This is a genomic window from Emticicia sp. CRIBPO (assembly GCF_009905725.1).
Taxonomy (GTDB): Bacteria; Bacteroidota; Bacteroidia; order Cytophagales; family Spirosomataceae; genus Leadbetterella.
The window spans coordinates 113,784-130,739 of the sequence record NZ_JAAAKV010000006.1; the positions used below are offsets into that span (position 1 = coordinate 113,784).

Below are 16,956 nucleotides of genomic sequence, written 5' to 3' on the forward strand. Positions count from 1 at the left end.
CCGTCTGCAGAGATACGGAAGGGCTGCTCTCTCCATCGCTCCGTTCAATCCCAACGGCTGCCCCCGGGGTATTGCCTCGTGAGTTCATCTGATGCCACTCGTGCCGGTATGTTCCTCCGTGCAATGAGGCAAATCATACTTGCAACGAGACAAATCATACTTGCAACGAGACGAATCATACTTGCAACGAGACAAATCATACTTGCAGCCACACAAATCATACTTGCAGCCACACAAATCATACTTGCAGCCACACAAATCATACTTGCAGCGAGGCAAATCATACTTGCAACGAGACAAATCATACTTGCCAACAGACAAATCATACTTGCCAACACACAAATCATACTCGCCAACACACAAATCATACTTGCCAACACACAAATCATACTTGCCAACAGGCAAATCATACTTGCCAACAGACAAATCATACTCGCCAACAGACAAATCATACTTGCCAACACACAAATCATACTTGCCAACAGACAAATCATACTTGCCAACACACAAATCATACTCGCCAACAGACAAATCATACTTGCCAACACACAAATCATAGTTGCCAACACACAAATCATAGTTGCCAACAGGCAAATCATACTTGCCAACAGGCAAATCATACTTGCCGACACACAAATCATAGTTGCAGCCACGCAAATCGCCACTCACTAAATCAAAAAAAAGCCCCGCAGTCGAAGACCACGGGGCTTTTTTGAATATCTGAATTCCTTATTTTTTACCTGGCTCAGTGGTGGCATTAGCTGCCTGCAACATTGAGTCTCCTTCTTTCTGAAGTCTTCTCTGCATAGAGTCAACCACAATCGGAGCAGCAATAAACAATGACGAATAAGTACCGATAATGACACCGATAAACATCGCGAAGATAAACCCTCTGATGGTTTCACCACCAAAGATCAACAGGATGAATAACACGATCAAAGTAGTGATACCTGTTACGGCCGTACGGCTCAATGTACTGTTCAAAGCGTTATTGATAACCGTTGCAAGGCTTTCTTTCGCATTTTTCTTATCTGACAAGTACTCACGGATACGGTCAAAGATAACGACCGTGTCATTCATTGAGTAACCCATCAACGTCAGTACCGCACCTACAAAAGCCTGGTCGATATCTAAAGAGAACGGCAGGATACCGTTAAAGATAGAGTAGATGGCCAGGATGATCAATACGTCATGGAACAATGAGATCACCGAACCGAAACCAAAAGCAACGCTCTTGAAACGGATGTAGATATAGATAAAGGTGATCACCAATGAATAGAAAATAGCCTTTAATGCCGACCAGATGGTGTCATTGGCAATGGTAGGGCCTACTTTAGACTGACCTACGATCTTACCTTTGTTACCTTTTACATCAGAAACCACTTTAGTCAGATCAGACTCGATTTCTCTTTCAACTTCATTGTCGGTATTTTCGATTTTATAAGCAGAAGTTACTTTTACTTTGTCGAACCCACCGAAAGTTTTTACCTCGACTGCTGCTCCACCGAAAGCCTTCTCAACCGCCTCTCTTACTTCTTCAGTATTGACAGTCTTATCGAACTTAACTTCATAAGTACGTCCACCTTTGAAGTCAACACCTAAACCGAAACCTCTGATTCCGATAGAAACCGCACCTGCAAGGATGATAGCACCCGAGATGGCGTAGAATATCTTACGACGTGAAAGGAAGTCAAAATTAGAGTCCTTGAACAATTTCTCTGTCCAGGCAGTGAAGAAGTTAACCGTTTTACCTTTTTTGATGAAGTAATCAAAGATCAGACGGGTTACAAATACCGCACAGAATAGTGAAGTGAAAATACCGATGATCAACGTAGTAGCAAAACCAAGGATCAGACCAGAACCGAAGATAAACAGGATAACACCGGTGATCAGCGTCGTGATGTTGGAGTCAAGGATAGAAGGCATCGCATGTCTGAAACCGTCAGCAATAGCCAGACCGAAACTTTTCCCGGCATTGAGCTCTTCCTTGACCCGTTCATAAATAAGTACGTTCGCATCGACCGACATACCTACTGAAAGTACGATACCGGCAATACCCGGAAGCGTCAGTGTTGCTCCGAATGAAGCCATCACACCCAAAAGCAAAAGAAGGTTAACCAGCAAAGCCGCGTTAGCAATCCAGCCCGCCTGGTTATAATAGATCATTACGAAGATCAATACCGCCAATAAACCCACTACTGAAGACAATACCCCGGCTTTAACCGCCTGAGAACCTACTGAGGCACCCACGATACCTTCTTCAATGATGTTGGTCGGTGCAGGTAGTTTACCCGCTTTCAATACGTTGGCAAGGTCAATCGCCTGCTCTACGCTGAATGATCCTGAGATACTTGAATTACCTCCTGAGATCTCCTGGTTTACGTTTGGAGCTGAATAAACATAATTATCAAGGATAATCGCGATTCTCTTTCCAACATTGGCACCTGTAAGGTTTTTCCATTTACGGGCACCTACAGCGTTCATCTGCATGCTTACATCAGGCTTACCTGAAAGCGGATCATAGTCCTGTCTTGCGTCAGTCACCACATCGCCTCCAAGCGGAGCACTACCCAGGTCTTTCACCATATAAACATTAACGATCTCTTCATTATTGGTAGGGTTAGCCACCGGAGATACGTCATAAAGGAATGACAGGTTAGCAGGGAACAAATCTTTCACATCCGGTCTTTTCAGGATGGTGTTCAATCTCGAAGTATCTTTTGATCTTACTGCCAGACCGCTTGGTGAAGCAATAAAGATGCTGCTGAAACCATTGGTCTGAGAAAGTGAATCTCTTTTGGTAGTATCTTTCGCAGCTCCTTTCAACTGGGAAGCCAGGTTATTGGCTGTAGTATCTGCAGAAGTTTTTGCCGCAGCAGCCGGGGCTTTCTTGATTTTCTCTTCAAGGTCCAGTTGGGTTAGGATAGCCGAAAGAGCATCAAATGACTGTCCAAGGTCCTGTACTTCATACACTTCGCAGAATTCAAGTTTGGCAGCACCCGAAAGTAATTTTCTTACACGCTGAGGGTTGTCAACACCCGGAAGCTCCACCTGGATACGGTTGGTACCCGGCAAACGCTGAAGGTTAGGGTTAGACACCCCGAATTTATCGACACGGGTCTGAATAACTTTGAACGCACGGTCAAATGCTCCGTCAGATTCCGACTTCACATATTTGATAACTTCGGCGTCAGAAGAATTCAGGTTCAGGATTTCACGGTTGTTGCTGTTCGCAAAAATAGTGGCCAGTTTAGTGTCAGGAGCTAATTTTCTATATTCCGACACAAACAGATCAACAAAGTTGGTTGAGCTGGTCACAGAAATCTGTTTGGCTTTCTCGATAGCCACAGCAATTTTCGGATCACGGGATCCTTTGGTAAGCGAACGGATGATTTCAGTAGGAGAAACCTCAAGAATCACATGCATACCTCCCTGAAGGTCAAGACCTAAGCCCAGCTCTTGTTTGGTAAGGTTTTCAAGTGTCGATCCCAGAAACACATCCTGCTTCCACAATGAATCAAGATATCTTTGTTTTTTAGCCTGATCAATGACACCATTTTTGTCCGTTGCAGAGATCTCTGCATCTTTACGGATACTGTTAACTTTCCAGGTTCTGATTAAGAAATAGCCACTGATAAGCAGGAAAGTTACCAACAGGGCTATAATACCGCCTTTGTTTCTCATTGTAAAATTGATTTCCCCCTACCCCTGCGGGAGATATTGATAATGATCATGCTCACGGGGCTTGACAGCAGAGCATGCTTATATAATGATTAAGATTAGTTAAAAGAGGAGATCTGGCCGGGATCAGGGTGCATTGATCGCGATATGGTGCTCAAAAAGTTTTTCAAAATAGGAATCAATAATAGCAGGATTATTGATTTCAGGAAGGGTTTCTTCATCAGAAAGAAACTCGAATTTCGGAGAAAATAAACTGATAAGGGGTACACCAAAATCAAAGGCGTAACTCGGCACCACCACTTCGAAAGTCAGCTGGCTTATCGTCGTCTGGTCTTCCTGTTCCTGAGGCTCCTTATTGTTTTCAGCGTCTTTTCCGGAAGCAGCGGCTTGTTTGCAGGCGGATTTACCCTCCTGTTTCTGTACTTTTTCCTCGTTCTGACGCAATTGCCCAAGCGAAGTCAATTCACTGAAACTATGGCTGAATACGTGAGTAAACAGCACAGAGAACAGCATTAACAGCCCCGCAAAACGCAATATGTTCCTTTGTTTTTTCATTAACAGCCGCAAATCTACAATCTTTTCAAAGAAAAAGTCAACAAATGATCATAATAAATTCAAAAATCATTTGAGTTTCAGCCCGTTTGTCATTTTATCTGTCTGATCATGTAAGACTTGTTCAGCAGCAGTTCGACCACCGCATACGCATGAGGATCATTGGCCACACATGCCTTTGAGTAAGCTGATTTTTTAGAAACAGGAATCGTAAAAAGATATAATGTGTCGTTAAGCTGCTGAATATTGGTGCCGGATTCCAGGTTCTTCTCAAAACTGTATTGATAAGCCTCCAGCACTTCCTTTTCTTTGGGCTGAAATGCACCTGCTTTTTTCAGGTCCTCGCTTCTGATCATTCTCACGATTCCCGGAGAAAGGGCATTCAGTGAATCGCTTACCGGGAAAAGTTTAAAATCACAACCGGCTTTTTTGACGACGGCTTCATTATCCAGCTGCTTTTCTATTCCGGCTTTATTTTCTCCGCCGAATTTCTCAACCTGGGCAACAATTTGTTCCTGGCTGATTTTTTTGATCTTATAATCGCCCAGATGCTCTTTCACAGAGGTGGTATCTACCTTCCGGACGTTTGAACAATTAACAAAAACAGCCATAAACGGAATCATCAGGAGGATACGATGTAATTTTACCATGACTTAATGAATTTAAATTATTTTGACGGGATCAGTAAACTCGAATCTCCGTAACTGAGAAATCTGAAATCGTTTTCCAAAGCATAGGCATACAACTCTTTCCACCGCCCCTCTCCTATCAATGCGGCGATGAGCAGCAGCAATGTTGAGCCCGGCTGATGAAAATTAGTGATGATGCCCCTGCAGATCCTAAACTCATACCCCGGAAAAATGAAAATCTCTGTTTCACCGTGCAACTGATCCAGGTTACCCGCTTTCATAAAACTGATGATGGCCTCCAGGGACTCTTCTGCAGAAGGAAGTGTATCCTTTTCATGCTGATAAGCGTATAGTTTTTCTATAAAAAACTGCTGGCCTTCCTTTAAAAAGAGTTTTACACCAAACCAGTACAGGCTTTCCAGCGACCTCATCGAAGTGGTACCTACCGGCAAAACGCAGCTCAGGTTAGACTTTAACGCCTCTATAAAACCCAGTGAAAAAATCATCTGCTCGGAGTGCATCGTGTGCTCCACGGCATTCTCCACCTTGACAGGCTGAAAAGTACCTGCTCCTACGTGCAGCGTCACAAAACCTGATCCGATGCCTCTGGCTTTGATTTTTGACAATACCTCGTCTGTAAAATGAAGCCCGGCCGTAGGGGCGGCCACCGCCCCGTCATGCAAGGAGTAGATGGTCTGGTAAGTTTCCAGGTCTTTTTCTTCCGTTTCCCGGTTGAGATACGGCGGAAGAGGGATTTCACCAAAAGACCTGACCAAAGTACTGAAATAAATCTCTTTTCCAGGATTATCCGGTGACTTCCAGGTCAGTTTAACCTGGTTCTTTTCGTGATCTGTCAGCTCTGCGGTAAGTTCAACGGATTCATCTCCGATGTTAAAAACGGCCTGAAGGATTTCGCCTTTCCATTTCTTTTTATTGCCGATCATGCAGATCCACTCAGCGGTGCCGGTGGCTTCCATGGCCTGGGCAATGACCGGTGAAGGCAAAACCGGGTGAAGTAAAAAAAGCTCTATATAAGCCCCGGTACTCTTTTTAAAATATAAGCGGGCCGGAATCACCTTGGTATTATTAAAAACAAGGAAGGATTGGTCATCCAGGTATTCGCTGATCCCGGAAAACGAGGCCGTTTCAACAGACTCTCCGATCGCCACAAGCAATTTGGAACTGTCTCTGGGCTCAACCGGAAACCTGGCTATTTTTTCATCGGGCAGCTCATATTGATAATCCGATATGGCAATATGCTTATTCATCCGATCAGTTGTCCCGTGAAGCAGAAGGATTTGAAAACAAGATCCTCAGCGGTAAGAAGAAAATCAGGATCGTTAAGACCACACCGGCCAGTAACAGTATCCAGTTATAATTAAAGTCAAGCATCTGGCCTTTGTTGGCATTGATGCTGTTGAGACCGAACAATACAAAGACAAGAAAGGTGTTGACCAAAGCCAGAAAAGCATCAAACCATCCTCCGATCAGATCATCCAGCGATTCTTTGTTTTTCGCCCAGACACTCTCAGGATTGAGTTTTACAAAATTAATTTTGATCAGTTGTTTCTTAAGAGCTCCCATGAGCAGGTTAAAAAACACGGATACACCCGCCGCGATATAGAAAAAATACTGCTTTTCAAGAAAACCGACCGGCTTGCCGGCCTCGTCATGAGTGACAGCGATAGAATCCGGTAAATTGGCATAACAAAACAGAATGGTAGCAATCAGGATAGCCATTGAAGCCTTTCTCCAAAACCCAAAAAAAATACTTATCATTGTAATCGTTTATCTGTAATTAGCCAGCCTTCATTCGTAGAGAGACTGGTTTTTAAAACACAAAGGTAGTTTGGATATAGCCCATTAAAATTATTTTTAACAATAAATTTAGTCTAACGTGTCAAAAATATATACCAAAACCGGTGACAAAGGCATGACCTCACTCGTCGGTGGTACCCGGATCAGCAAGGACCATCTCAAAATTGAAACCTACGGTACCGTTGATGAACTGAATTCGTGGATAGGGGTTTTAAGAGATTCGCCTGAAAATGCTGCCCGGAAAGATATCCTCAAAGAAATCCAGGACAGGCTGTTTACCCTCGGGGCAGACCTGGCCGCCGAACCTGAGCAAACCAAAAGGAAAATCCCTGATCTCTTTGAATCCGATATTGAGCTTCTGGAACGTGAAATGGATAAAATGAATGAAGAAATACCCCCTTTAAAGGCGTTTGTTTTACCGGGCGGTCATCAGTCGGTTTCGTTTGCCCATGTGGCCCGGACCGTCTGCCGGAGGGCCGAAAGGCACGTGATCCGCCTCAGCAGGGAAGAAGAAGTGAACCCGATGATCATTCAATATCTCAACCGTTTGTCGGACTACCTCTTTGTGGTGTCAAGAAAAATAACACAGGAGCTGCAGACAGAAGAAGTAGCCTGGAAACCCAGGCTTTGACCTTTTATTTTTTCAGGACCATTTTCCCAAACTTCTTAGGCTTGTGAAAAGCAGGATTTTCACCACTCATGGTCGGACTCCAGCATAAAAAATGACATTCTTTTTTATTGCAGTGCCAGTCGGGGTTGGGATGAGAAACCTTGGAAACAATCCTGTAGAAATTGACCCGGTAAACAGACGCCTGTTTATCACTGATCAGTTTCCAGGGCACAGACAGTCTCCCGCTCCACGAGTTCTCAGATTTCTGCACCGCATGTTGTATGCCGCTATCCTTATAATCTATCATGACCGTCGAATTGCCTCCGCCATCACCTAAAGTCGGGTTGTGTATCTTACCTGTCCAAAGGGCATTGTTCGGATTGATTTCCACCTCCAGGTAATGAGCCGGGTCATCATCCCCGTCACTGATAAACAGTTCGAAAACTTCCTGGTTATAAAGCGGGTCGTTGTGTACCGTCATGGTGTTCTGGTTCAGAAACGGGTCATCATAACAGGCAAAATCAATATGAAAAAACCGATCATCAAACATCAGTTTCACTTCCGTTCTTTCCTTTGATTCTGTCCCGTTGGTCGAGTGTTTAAAATATAAACCCAGCGGGCTTGACCATTTCTGGTGGGTAAGAACAAATCCGTATTCGGAATTCATGGTAAATTAAGGTTCGTTGTCTCAAAAAATAATGCGGGCAAATATAGTATTAATCATTGAACAGGTATAAGTTTTGTCATAAAAATCAATGAGATACCCCTTCGCCGGACACATCCGTTTGATGATACTGCTCCGAATTGAAATTTATTTTGAAGAATATTGTTGTAAACTAAAGCCCTCCATATCCGGCCATTTGAGAAAATGATTAGATTTGGGCTTAAATTATCAAGGAATGAAAGTACTGATTACAGGAGCAAACGGTTTGGTCGGGAGTGCGGTCGCAAAACAATTCTTACAGGAAGGGCATGACGTCTACTGTCTTTGCAGGCCCTCGGCAGACCTGAGTTTTATTCATGAAATCCTGAACAAAATCAGTATTATCGAAGGTGACGTGCTGGATGTTTTATCCGTGCAAAAAGCTTTTGAAGGCATGGACCTGATCGTGCATGCGGCGGCTGTGGTCTCATTTGCCCCGAAAGACCGCGAAATGATGTACAAAGTCAATGTCGAAGGTACAGCCAATGTCGTCAACACCTGCGTCGACCTGAAAATCAAAAAGCTTTGTTTTGTCAGTTCCATAGCTGCCTTGGGACGCCCTTCGCAAACCTCCGCTACGGACGCCGTCAAAGTCAATGAAAACCAGAAATGGGAAGACTCACCCCTCAACTCCCATTATGCCATCAGCAAATACCAGGCAGAATGTGAAGTATGGCGGGGCGAAGCAGAAGGACTGGACGTGGTGATTGTTAATCCTGTCATTATTTTAGGTGAGGGTAACTGGCTGAAGAGCAGCACCCAGCTTTTCAAATATGTATATGACCAGAAACCGTTTTATACGGAAGGCTTTATTAATTATGTGGATATAAAAGATCTTTCGGATATTATCGTTAAACTCAGTACAGGAAACGTTGCCGGAGAAAGATACGTGGTAAGTGCAGGAACGATGTCATACAAAGACTTTTTCTTTAAGATTGCCGACAGCTTTAAGAAGAAGCGTCCGACAATAAAAGTAAAGCCCTGGATGATGGAAATGATATGGAGAGTGGAAATTGTGCGGTCGTGGCTTACCGGAAAAGCCCCTTTAATTACAAAAGAGACAGCCAAAACAGCGAAGACTAAATTTATCTACGAAAATAATAAAATCAAGAACGCGTTAAAAATGGAGTTTACAGGTATCGATCAAACGATAGAACGCGTCTGTAAATACCTCGTTTCAAAATCCTGATTTTCGCTTGATTATTAAAAAAAATCGTTTTATATTTATTCTGAAATTGGTTGCTAAGAAAGATATTCAATTAATTAACCCAAGAGGCGAATCTACATGAATCAAGAATTTAGTGATCATTTTGATGAGTTTAATGAGGCTACTTTAGCCGACTCGGCGAAAAGGTTTGAGGAAATGTTGTCAAAAAAAGAAGATTCCTTCTTCAATGAAGAAACCTACGAATCTTTATCGGAATTTTATCTCGTCAGAGGTAGCTTCGACCTTGCCATGAAAGCCTGTAACATCGGCCTGCAAAACTATCCTTATTCCCTCGATCTCCTGTTAAACAAAGTTCAGCTCCTGCTTAACAAAGACGAAATCGATGAGGCCACAGACCTCCTCGACAAAGCGGGTATTTACCATCCGGCTGATCCGGAAGTAAATTACATGCGTGGTGTCATCTGTGTGATCTCGGGCGATTTTGAACAGGCGGTAGAGATTTTCAATGAGGCATTGCTTACATCAGACGAAAAAGACAATGTCTATTTTCAATTAGCCCAGGCTTACCAGAACTGGGGAAAAATTGATCTGGCCATCGAACATTATAAAATGGCCATTGATGCCAATTTCACCAATGAAATTGCCTTCTATGAGCTCATCTATTGTCTTGAAGCCAATCAGCAGCTGGAAGACGGCGTGGAGTTCTTCAAGAAAATGGTGGACAACGATCCTTATTCCCACCTGGCGTGGTTCTTCCTCGGCATGTCATACAACAGGCTCAACCTGTTTGAAAAAGCCATCTCGGCCTATGACTATTCTGTGGTAATCAAAGATAACTTTGCTTCAGGGTGGTTCAACATGGGCCATTGCTATATGAATGTGGAGGAATTTGAAAGGGCCAAAGAGGCTTATGAGAATACCATCAAACACGAAGAGCCTACAGCCGAGGTACTGACTTACCTGGGGGCGGCCAACGAAAAACTGGAATTGTATGACGAGGCATTCAAACATTATAAGAATGCCACCAAATATGATGAAGAATGGGACGAAGCCTGGTTTGGTATGGCCTCAGTGCTGTATGAGCAGGAAAGATATTACGAAGCCATTCATTTTATCAAAAAAGCCATCAAACTCAATGATTTCAACAGCGAGTTCTGGTTGTTGTTGGGAGATAACGAATCGAAACTGGGCAATGTGGTTTCAAGCCTGGAAGCCTACAGCAAGGCCGTTGACCTGGACCCGATCAATCCCGACATCTGGCTGAACTGGTCTGTGGTTTATTTTGAGCAGGGCGATTTCGGCAAGGCTTTCGATATCATTTCAGATGCCATTGAAGAACTGCCGAATGACGCAGATCTTTTTTACAGAGCCACGGTTTACCTGATTTATGACGGCAAGTATAACGATGCTTACCGCTATCTTCAGGATGGTCTGATCCTGGACTATGAAGGACATGAGCAGATTTATGACTTCTTTACCAACCTGGACACCCAGAAGGCCCTGCAAAGGATCATCGATCAGTTCAGAAAAGACTAAACGCCCTGAGCCCGTAAACGGTCATATATGGCCTTTACCTGGGTGTCGCCGAAGCCGTAAATACCTTCTTCGAGAAAGAAATATGAAAATAAGTGATGGAAATCCGATGTGCGGGTTTCCATTATTTTTTTAACCGTTTTTTCGGGTCTGCCCAATCCCCCATCGGCAGAAAAACGCTCTGCGTGAGCCTCCACCACTTCAGCAAGGAGGTTGAATCCTTCAGACGCCTGAGCAGCGAGTTTTTTCAATGTTTCAAGATCGCCCGACTGATAGGCACCCCATAGCTGACGGCCCTGTGAAAGGTCTTCAGCAGTCAACCTCTTCCTTTTGGCAAAAGCCTTGTGCAGCAAAGTGACATCCGGAAATCCGAATCCCCTCCAGTGGTTTTCACCTTCAGGAATCTCCGGAAAAACCCGGTAAATCTTTAAATCGTCCGGCCCGGCGGCAATCAGCGAAAACACAAACCAAAGATTAGCCTGGCAGAAAAGATCGTCTTCAAACCACAGGTTTATTTCTGAACCCGCCGCGATCCTGAGTATCTTCTCAAATTCAGGTACTACGCCTTCATAATAGCTTTCCTCTCTTTCTTCAAAAGTACCGGAGATATAGGCCGCCCGGCTTTTGAAGAACGCAGGAAGATCTGCCCCCGACAAGTCCCCGTCTATCAGGCATTCGCGGCAGACAATCACCTCGCCTTCTAAAGGAAACTGGTAAGCCAGGGCATCACCGTTGAGAATATGGTAAATCATATGTTTGTAAGATAAGTGAATACACCGGAAAATAAACCTGCTTTATTTTTAAACAAAAATAGCGGTTAAGTACTTTATTACCAAAGGCTGTTCTGCGTGTTTTCTCTTTGGCTTTGTCAACTCCCGTAAGCCGGAAAGCCGGAGAGATTTTTACATTTATCCGGGGCAAAATCGCAAGATTCATCTAAGATTTCCGAAGTTTTTTCATATATATATCACCGCGGATTGAAAAATATGATATCCGTCATAAAACAAGAGCAGTAAATTCTCTTACTTTAACAAAAAAGTAAAAATAAATGAAGGCTTACGACAAATTAATCAGGAAAGGGGAAGATAAAGTCACTTTTGTTTTGAGGCTGGTGACCTTCGCTCAGAACAACATTTACCTTAAAAAACATTATAAAGTTTTAACCCCGGAAGAAATCTGTACCACGATTATCCGGTATAAACTCGTTGACCTGTTCGATTCCCACAAACCAGGGTTCAGGATGACCTTCAGACACGAAAATATTAATGAACTTATCGGCCAGTCCGAAAGGAGCCACAATAAATAACAGTAAGCCATTCCGAGCCGGTTTGTCTTCTGAATGATCAGACAAGAAATCGGCTACTCCGATTTCTTCATTCTTGAAAACGGGAAACCGTTGCACCCCTTCCTGGGATTCTTCCTGTCGGCAATCACCACGGCTTCAGCAGCCTTGTCGTCCCTGGCGTTGTAAGCAGACAAACAGAAACCCCAGAGGTAAGGACTCATATTTTCAAAAGTCATGTAATCAATACGGGTGTACAGCCCTCCTTCTCCGGGATTAGCTCCATCATTTTTTGCAATGAGATATTGCCCTTCCCGGTTCCATCTGATCACGTGATACTTTGTTTTGGGCAATTGGGTCCAGACAGAATCATTAATCACATAGCGGATTCCATAGTCATCAGAAAAGCTGCCCTTCAGCATTTCAGGGGCTTTTTGTCCGTAGGCAGAAGTTAAACCGGAGAGAATAAAAACAATAAACAGCAGCTTTTTCATGTGATGATTTGAAATTGATAATCGCAAAAATATGAAATTCATCCGCTTTAACCGCTGATAATAACCATTCTGCCCTCTAAAAAAGCCCTGTTTTCCTCACTTCTCAACTTTTTCTCCCAATGTTAGCATTGTATTATTAAAAAATTTATCTTTGTAAAGGTATAAAACAAAAAAATCTTAAAATCATCATGAAAAGGCGTTCTGCTTTAAAAAATCTATCTGTAGCATTCGGAGGGCTGCTTAGTCTTCCTGCCTGGGCCTCCGGCTGGTCTCCTGAAAGCGTGCAACACTCCTCTCTTCTCAATGTGGATGAAGAGGCCCTGTTAGCTGAAATTGTTGAAACAATTATTCCTGAAACCGATACTCCCGGGGCGAAATCCCTTAAAGTACATCAGTTTGCCTCAAGGATGATCAAAGATTGTTATGATGCCGAAGCACAAAGCAACTTTAACAAAGGACTTGTGCTGATCAATGAATGGTCTGAAAAGGCTTATCAGAAGCCTTTCGCCGGACTTACACCTGCTCAGAAAAAAGAGATATTTGTAAACATGAGTAACTCTGCCGACCCGGCAGCCAAAAAATTCGCGACGATGATCAAGCGGCTGACCATTCAGGGATATACCAATTCGGAATACTATATGGTGAATCATCTGAAATTTAACATGGCCCCTGGTTTTTATCATGGCTGTGTGCCTGTGCAATAATCAACCCATCCTTTTTTAAATTAAAATATTCGTTATCATGTCATTTATAAATATTGATTCTGTCAAAGACAGAACCTTCGACGCCATCGTGATCGGATCGGGCATCAGCGGCGGCTGGGCTGCCAAAGAACTCACCGGCAAAGGACTTAAAACGCTGGTTCTGGAGCGTGGCCGTGACGTCAAACATGTCACTGATTATCCTACCACAATGATGAACCCGTGGGAGTTTGAACACCTGGGGCAGATTCCAAAGGCCATGAAAGATGCCAATCCCATTGCCAGCCGTTGTTATGCTTTCAATGAAGATGCCGCTCATTTCTTTGTGAAAGACAATGAGCATCCTTATATCCAGGAAAAGCCTTTTGACTGGATCAGGGGCTACCAGGTTGGCGGCAAGTCGCTGATGTGGGCCAGGGGCACACAAAGATGGTCGGACTTCGATTTTAACGGCCCGGCCCGCGACGGCTTTGCGGTCGACTGGCCTATCAGGTATGCTGACATTGCTCCGTGGTATAGTTATGTGGAAAAGTTCGCAGGTATTTCGGGCAACAAAGACGGGCTTGCCCAGCTGCCTGACGGCGAGTTTCTGCCTCCTCACGAGCAATCGTGCGTTGAAAAGCACTTTACCGGCCAGATGGCCAAACATTATAAAAACACCCGCCCGGTTATTATCGGCCGCTGTGCCCACCTGACCCAACCTAAGCAGATCCACTTCCAGCAGGGAAGAGGACAATGTCAGAACAGGTCTTTGTGCCAGAGAGGCTGTCCTTATGGCGGTTATTTCAGCAGTAACTCTTCTACGCTGCCATGGGCTGCCAAAACCGGCAAACTGACCCTTAAACCGGACTCTGTGGTGCATTCCATCATTTTTGATGAGAAGAAAAACAAAGCTTCGGGCGTCAGGGTAATTGATGCCCATACCAAGGAAATGACGGAGTATTACGCCCGCATCATCTTTGTCAATGCGTCTACCCTGAACACCAACCTGATCCTGATGAACTCCAAATCAAGCCGTTTTGAAAACGGGCTGGGTAACGACAATGGCTTACTGGGCAAATACATAGCCTTCCATAACTTCAGAACCACCATTTCTGCAGAATATGAAGGATTGCTTGATTCAACCACTGAGGGCATCAGACCTAACGGCAGTTATATCCCGAGATTCAGGAACCTCCACAAACAGGAAACCGACTTCCTGAGAGGATATGCGGCCGGATTCAGCGGAAGCCGGGTTACTTACAACGACCAGTCGGGCGTAGGAGAAGAATTAAAGGCCGGCTTGTTTGACAAAAAATACGGCAACTGGCGTGTAGGCTCACATATGATGGGCGAGACGATCCCGAAAGAAAGCAATTTCGTAGAACTTGACGGTGTTCAGAAGGACGCCTGGGGTATTCCTTTGCTTAAGGTTTCTGTTGCTTATGATGATAACGATGAGAAAATGATCAAGGATTTCCATGAGCAGATGTCTGAAATGCTGACCGTAGCCGGTTTCAAAAACATCAGGACCAATGACAAACCGGATAAAGCTCCGGGGCTTGATATCCATGAAATGGGTGGCGTAAGAATGGGTAAAGATCCAAAAACTTCGCTGTTGAATAAATGGAACCAGCTGCATGCCTGTCAGAACGTTTTCGTGACTGACGGAGCCTGTATGACTTCTAATTCTACGCAGAACCCGTCGCTGACTTTCATGGCTATCACTGCCAGGGCTGCGGATTATGCAGTGAAGGAATTCAGAAAAGGAAATATCTGATTCCTGCTTTTTTCGACCCAAATAAATTCCCGGGTATATAACAGACAGCCTGGTATCTCTTTAAGGGGTACCGGGCTTTTTTTTAGGGCCTGATCACACGGAGCTCTCAGCCAAAATCTATTTAAACTGAATATTTACTGCCACATAATATCAGAAAAATTACATTTTTAGTTTAATTTTTAATAAACTTGCACCCTTGACCCGAGCTTTGGAAGCAGATTGGAAAAATCAGAAAATGAATATTGGCTGTCCTTTCAGAAAGGAGACGAGGAGGCTTACACCTGTCTTTATCGCCTTCATGTAAAAGCTATGTTCAGGTATGGCATGAGCCTCGTTCCGGCCTCTGAAGCCTTTGTTTTTGACTGTATCCATGATGTTTTTACTGAATTGTGGATAAAAAGAGAAAAACTGAGTGCCCCTGACAATGTCCGCTTTTACCTGTTAAAGGCCTTAAAAAACCGGGTACTCCATCTGCTTGAAAGAAAAGAGAAGCCTTCTAAAAATCTTGAATCGGTAGATTTTGATGACTTGTGGGCTGATTACTCGCCGGAAGACATTATGGTGCTGGGAGAAGAAAGCCAGTATCGCCAGGAGCTGATCAAAAAACTGATCGGGCAGTTGCCCCACCGCCAGCAGGAAGTGCTGCGTCTTCGTTTTGTGGAATCCCTCGATTTCCAGGAAATTGCCGACCTCATGAGCATCAACCGCCAGTCGGCCCAGAACCTCACCCAGAGGGCTGTTGAAAAAATGCGGGGCTGGATTCTTAAGCATGAATAAATCAGCCAGCCTGGTCTCTGAAAAACAATCAATTAAACAATTTCAAGAAATAATTTAAAATTAGTAAGTATATAATGCAACTTTTTGTCATCTACTGTCAAAAATGCTAATTCATTGAAAAATTCCGGCGAAAAATACTCTGCTTTATCTTTTGTAGGGAATGATGGTTTCCTGAAACATCAGCTTGCTCCTACTGCCGAATCTTCTGACTATTGGAATCAATGGCTTGAGCATCATCCCGATGCCCGTGAAGGCTGGGAAGAAGCCCGCTACCTGGTAGAGGCGGTAAGAACAGGCCTGAGTGATTATGCCCGCACTTACCTTTCTGAAGAAGCCGAAGCCTATCTGCTGGAAAGAATTCTCAAAACCAATGCCGAAGCATCGCCTGATGAAGAACCTGTGCTGACCTGGTGGAAAAACAAGTGGCTGGTGAGTGCCGCTGCCGTTCTGGTTATCGTGGCCGGGTTTATATTCTTCATTAAAAATAAACAACCTCAATCGCTTTATACTGAACAGCTGGTAGAACTGGGTGAAAAAATCACGGAGAAAGTCAATGATTCATCGCAACCGGAGTTCTTTCAGCTTCCTGACGGCTCGGCCATCATACTGGCACCGAAAAGCCGCCTGAGTTACCCTGCCGATTTTAACAACGAGACGCGTACCGTCTATTTGTCGGGTGAAGCCACTTTTGACATCATTAAAAATCCTTCCAAACCTTTCTATGTTTACGCCAATGAGCTGGTTACCAAAGTATTGGGCACCCGGTTTCATGTCAAAGCCTTTGGTGATGAGAAAGATGTCGAAGTCACTGTACAACAAGGCAAAGTGAGTGTGTACAGAAACGAAAAGAACGACAACCAGGACCTTGAAGGTGTTTTATTATTACCTAACCAGAAAGTGACTTTCGAACGCATCACCGAACAATTCAGGAAAACCATTATTCCTGAACCGCTGATGGTCGAGAAAAACGAAAAGATCGCCCCTGCGATCAGCTTTGTCTTTGATGAAACACCCGTAACGGAGGTTTTTGAAAGGATCAAACAAGCTTACGAAATTGACATTGTGTACGACAAGGATGTGCTTGTCAACTGCCAGCTGACAGCCATCCTGACGGAGGAGCCTTTGTTTCAGAAGCTGGATGTGATCACCCAGTCTATCGAAGCCAGATATGAAATGGTGGAAGGCAAAGTGGTGATTTCTGCCAAAGGGTGTCAGTAAGACCTGAACAGTACGACCGGATTACCTGATA

The 16,956-nt window shown here is 44.1% G+C and carries 17 protein-coding genes; 8 read left to right on the forward strand and 9 right to left on the reverse strand.

Translation table 11 applies throughout. The annotated features are described in order from the left end of the window. Positions 1-84: 84 nt before the first annotated feature. The 6 genes from GVN16_RS13635 to GVN16_RS13660 form a co-directional block, all read right to left on the reverse strand. Positions 85-669 (reverse strand): hypothetical protein, encoded by a 585-nt coding sequence (locus GVN16_RS13635; protein WP_166564459.1) that lies wholly within the window; start codon positions 667-669, stop codon positions 85-87. Positions 670-729: 60 nt separating this feature from the next. After that, positions 730-3,684, reverse strand: a complete 2,955-nt coding sequence (secDF, locus tag GVN16_RS13640) for a protein translocase subunit SecDF (RefSeq protein WP_166564460.1) — start codon at positions 3,682-3,684, stop codon at positions 730-732. A 123-nt stretch (positions 3,685-3,807) separates the two neighbouring features. Continuing rightward, positions 3,808-4,236 carry a hypothetical protein gene (locus tag GVN16_RS13645; protein ID WP_166564461.1) on the reverse strand — a complete coding sequence of 143 codons (429 nt, stop codon included), beginning with the start codon at positions 4,234-4,236 and terminating at the stop codon, positions 3,808-3,810. Between the two features lie 89 nt (positions 4,237-4,325). Next, complete coding sequence (locus GVN16_RS13650) at positions 4,326-4,883, reverse strand: hypothetical protein (RefSeq protein ID WP_166564462.1); 558 nt, start codon at positions 4,881-4,883, stop codon at positions 4,326-4,328. Between the two features lie 17 nt (positions 4,884-4,900). Further along, on the reverse strand, positions 4,901-6,130 hold the full coding sequence (locus GVN16_RS13655) for an S-adenosylmethionine:tRNA ribosyltransferase-isomerase (protein ID WP_166564463.1): 1,230 nt from the start codon (positions 6,128-6,130) through the stop codon (positions 4,901-4,903). Positions 6,131-6,134: 4 nt separating this feature from the next. After that, on the reverse strand, positions 6,135-6,641 hold the full coding sequence (locus GVN16_RS13660) for a hypothetical protein (protein WP_166564464.1): 507 nt from the start codon (positions 6,639-6,641) through the stop codon (positions 6,135-6,137). Between the two features lie 118 nt (positions 6,642-6,759). On the opposite strand from GVN16_RS13660, the gene GVN16_RS13665 reads away from it, so the two are divergent. Continuing rightward, on the forward strand, positions 6,760-7,311 hold the full coding sequence (locus GVN16_RS13665) for a cob(I)yrinic acid a,c-diamide adenosyltransferase (RefSeq protein ID WP_166564465.1): 552 nt from the start codon (positions 6,760-6,762) through the stop codon (positions 7,309-7,311). A 4-nt stretch (positions 7,312-7,315) separates the two neighbouring features. Here GVN16_RS13665 and GVN16_RS13670 read toward each other — a convergent pair whose 3' ends face one another. Beyond that, positions 7,316-7,957 (reverse strand): carbohydrate-binding family 9-like protein, encoded by a 642-nt coding sequence (locus GVN16_RS13670; RefSeq protein ID WP_166564466.1) that lies wholly within the window; start codon positions 7,955-7,957, stop codon positions 7,316-7,318. Positions 7,958-8,189: 232 nt separating this feature from the next. On the opposite strand from GVN16_RS13670, the gene GVN16_RS13675 reads away from it, so the two are divergent. Beyond that, a complete protein-coding gene (locus GVN16_RS13675; RefSeq protein WP_166564467.1) occupies positions 8,190-9,182 on the forward strand; it encodes an SDR family NAD(P)-dependent oxidoreductase in 993 nt (330 codons plus the stop codon). A gap of 96 nt (positions 9,183-9,278) precedes the next feature. Beyond that, positions 9,279-10,697, forward strand: a complete 1,419-nt coding sequence (locus GVN16_RS13680; RefSeq protein WP_166564468.1) for a tetratricopeptide repeat protein — start codon at positions 9,279-9,281, stop codon at positions 10,695-10,697. On the opposite strand, the gene GVN16_RS13685 is transcribed toward GVN16_RS13680, so the two are convergent. Then, on the reverse strand, positions 10,694-11,446 hold the full coding sequence (locus GVN16_RS13685) for a DUF1835 domain-containing protein (protein WP_166564469.1): 753 nt from the start codon (positions 11,444-11,446) through the stop codon (positions 10,694-10,696). The two genes, GVN16_RS13680 and GVN16_RS13685, sit on opposite strands and share 4 nt — an antisense overlap. A 296-nt stretch (positions 11,447-11,742) precedes the next feature. Here GVN16_RS13685 and GVN16_RS13690 point away from each other — a divergent pair, with 296 nt between their 5' ends. Then, a complete protein-coding gene (locus GVN16_RS13690; RefSeq protein ID WP_166564470.1) occupies positions 11,743-12,000 on the forward strand; it encodes a hypothetical protein in 258 nt (85 codons plus the stop codon). A 53-nt stretch (positions 12,001-12,053) separates the two neighbouring features. Here GVN16_RS13690 and GVN16_RS13695 read toward each other — a convergent pair whose 3' ends face one another. Continuing rightward, the gene (locus GVN16_RS13695; RefSeq protein WP_166564471.1) at positions 12,054-12,470 is read right to left on the reverse strand and encodes a hypothetical protein; all 417 of its coding nucleotides are present in this window, start codon (positions 12,468-12,470) and stop codon (positions 12,054-12,056) included. Between the two features lie 188 nt (positions 12,471-12,658). On the opposite strand from GVN16_RS13695, the gene GVN16_RS13700 reads away from it, so the two are divergent. From GVN16_RS13700 to GVN16_RS13715, 4 genes are all read left to right on the forward strand, one after another. Beyond that, positions 12,659-13,174, forward strand: coding sequence for a gluconate 2-dehydrogenase subunit 3 family protein (locus GVN16_RS13700; RefSeq protein WP_166564472.1), 516 nt, complete (start codon positions 12,659-12,661; stop codon positions 13,172-13,174). A gap of 37 nt (positions 13,175-13,211) precedes the next feature. Beyond that, positions 13,212-14,930: a GMC oxidoreductase gene (locus GVN16_RS13705; protein WP_166564473.1), complete on the forward strand. Its 1,719-nt coding sequence runs from the start codon at positions 13,212-13,214 to the stop codon at positions 14,928-14,930. A gap of 219 nt (positions 14,931-15,149) precedes the next feature. Beyond that, positions 15,150-15,707, forward strand: coding sequence for an RNA polymerase sigma factor (locus tag GVN16_RS13710; RefSeq protein WP_229244178.1), 558 nt, complete (start codon positions 15,150-15,152; stop codon positions 15,705-15,707). A 114-nt stretch (positions 15,708-15,821) separates the two neighbouring features. Then, positions 15,822-16,925: a FecR family protein gene (locus GVN16_RS13715; protein ID WP_166564474.1), complete on the forward strand. Its 1,104-nt coding sequence runs from the start codon at positions 15,822-15,824 to the stop codon at positions 16,923-16,925. The last annotated feature ends 31 nt before the right edge of the window (positions 16,926-16,956 follow it).

Coding starts and splice junctions, on each gene's coding strand:
- secDF (WP_166564460.1), bottom strand. CDS start 3,684: ATGAGAAACAAAGGCGGTATTATAGCCCTGTTGGTAACTTTCCTGCTT.
- GVN16_RS13645 (WP_166564461.1), bottom strand. CDS start 4,236: ATGAAAAAACAAAGGAACATATTGCGTTTTGCGGGGCTGTTAATGCTG.
- GVN16_RS13650 (WP_166564462.1), bottom strand. CDS start 4,883: ATGGTAAAATTACATCGTATCCTCCTGATGATTCCGTTTATGGCTGTT.
- GVN16_RS13655 (WP_166564463.1), bottom strand. CDS start 6,130: ATGAATAAGCATATTGCCATATCGGATTATCAATATGAGCTGCCCGAT.
- GVN16_RS13660 (WP_166564464.1), bottom strand. CDS start 6,641: ATGATAAGTATTTTTTTTGGGTTTTGGAGAAAGGCTTCAATGGCTATC.
- GVN16_RS13670 (WP_166564466.1), bottom strand. CDS start 7,957: ATGAATTCCGAATACGGATTTGTTCTTACCCACCAGAAATGGTCAAGC.
- GVN16_RS13675 (WP_166564467.1), top strand. CDS start 8,190: ATGAAAGTACTGATTACAGGAGCAAACGGTTTGGTCGGGAGTGCGGTC.
- GVN16_RS13680 (WP_166564468.1), top strand. CDS start 9,279: ATGAATCAAGAATTTAGTGATCATTTTGATGAGTTTAATGAGGCTACT.
- GVN16_RS13685 (WP_166564469.1), bottom strand. CDS start 11,446: ATGATTTACCATATTCTCAACGGTGATGCCCTGGCTTACCAGTTTCCT.
- GVN16_RS13690 (WP_166564470.1), top strand. CDS start 11,743: ATGAAGGCTTACGACAAATTAATCAGGAAAGGGGAAGATAAAGTCACT.
- GVN16_RS13695 (WP_166564471.1), bottom strand. CDS start 12,470: ATGAAAAAGCTGCTGTTTATTGTTTTTATTCTCTCCGGTTTAACTTCT.
- GVN16_RS13700 (WP_166564472.1), top strand. CDS start 12,659: ATGAAAAGGCGTTCTGCTTTAAAAAATCTATCTGTAGCATTCGGAGGG.
- GVN16_RS13705 (WP_166564473.1), top strand. CDS start 13,212: ATGTCATTTATAAATATTGATTCTGTCAAAGACAGAACCTTCGACGCC.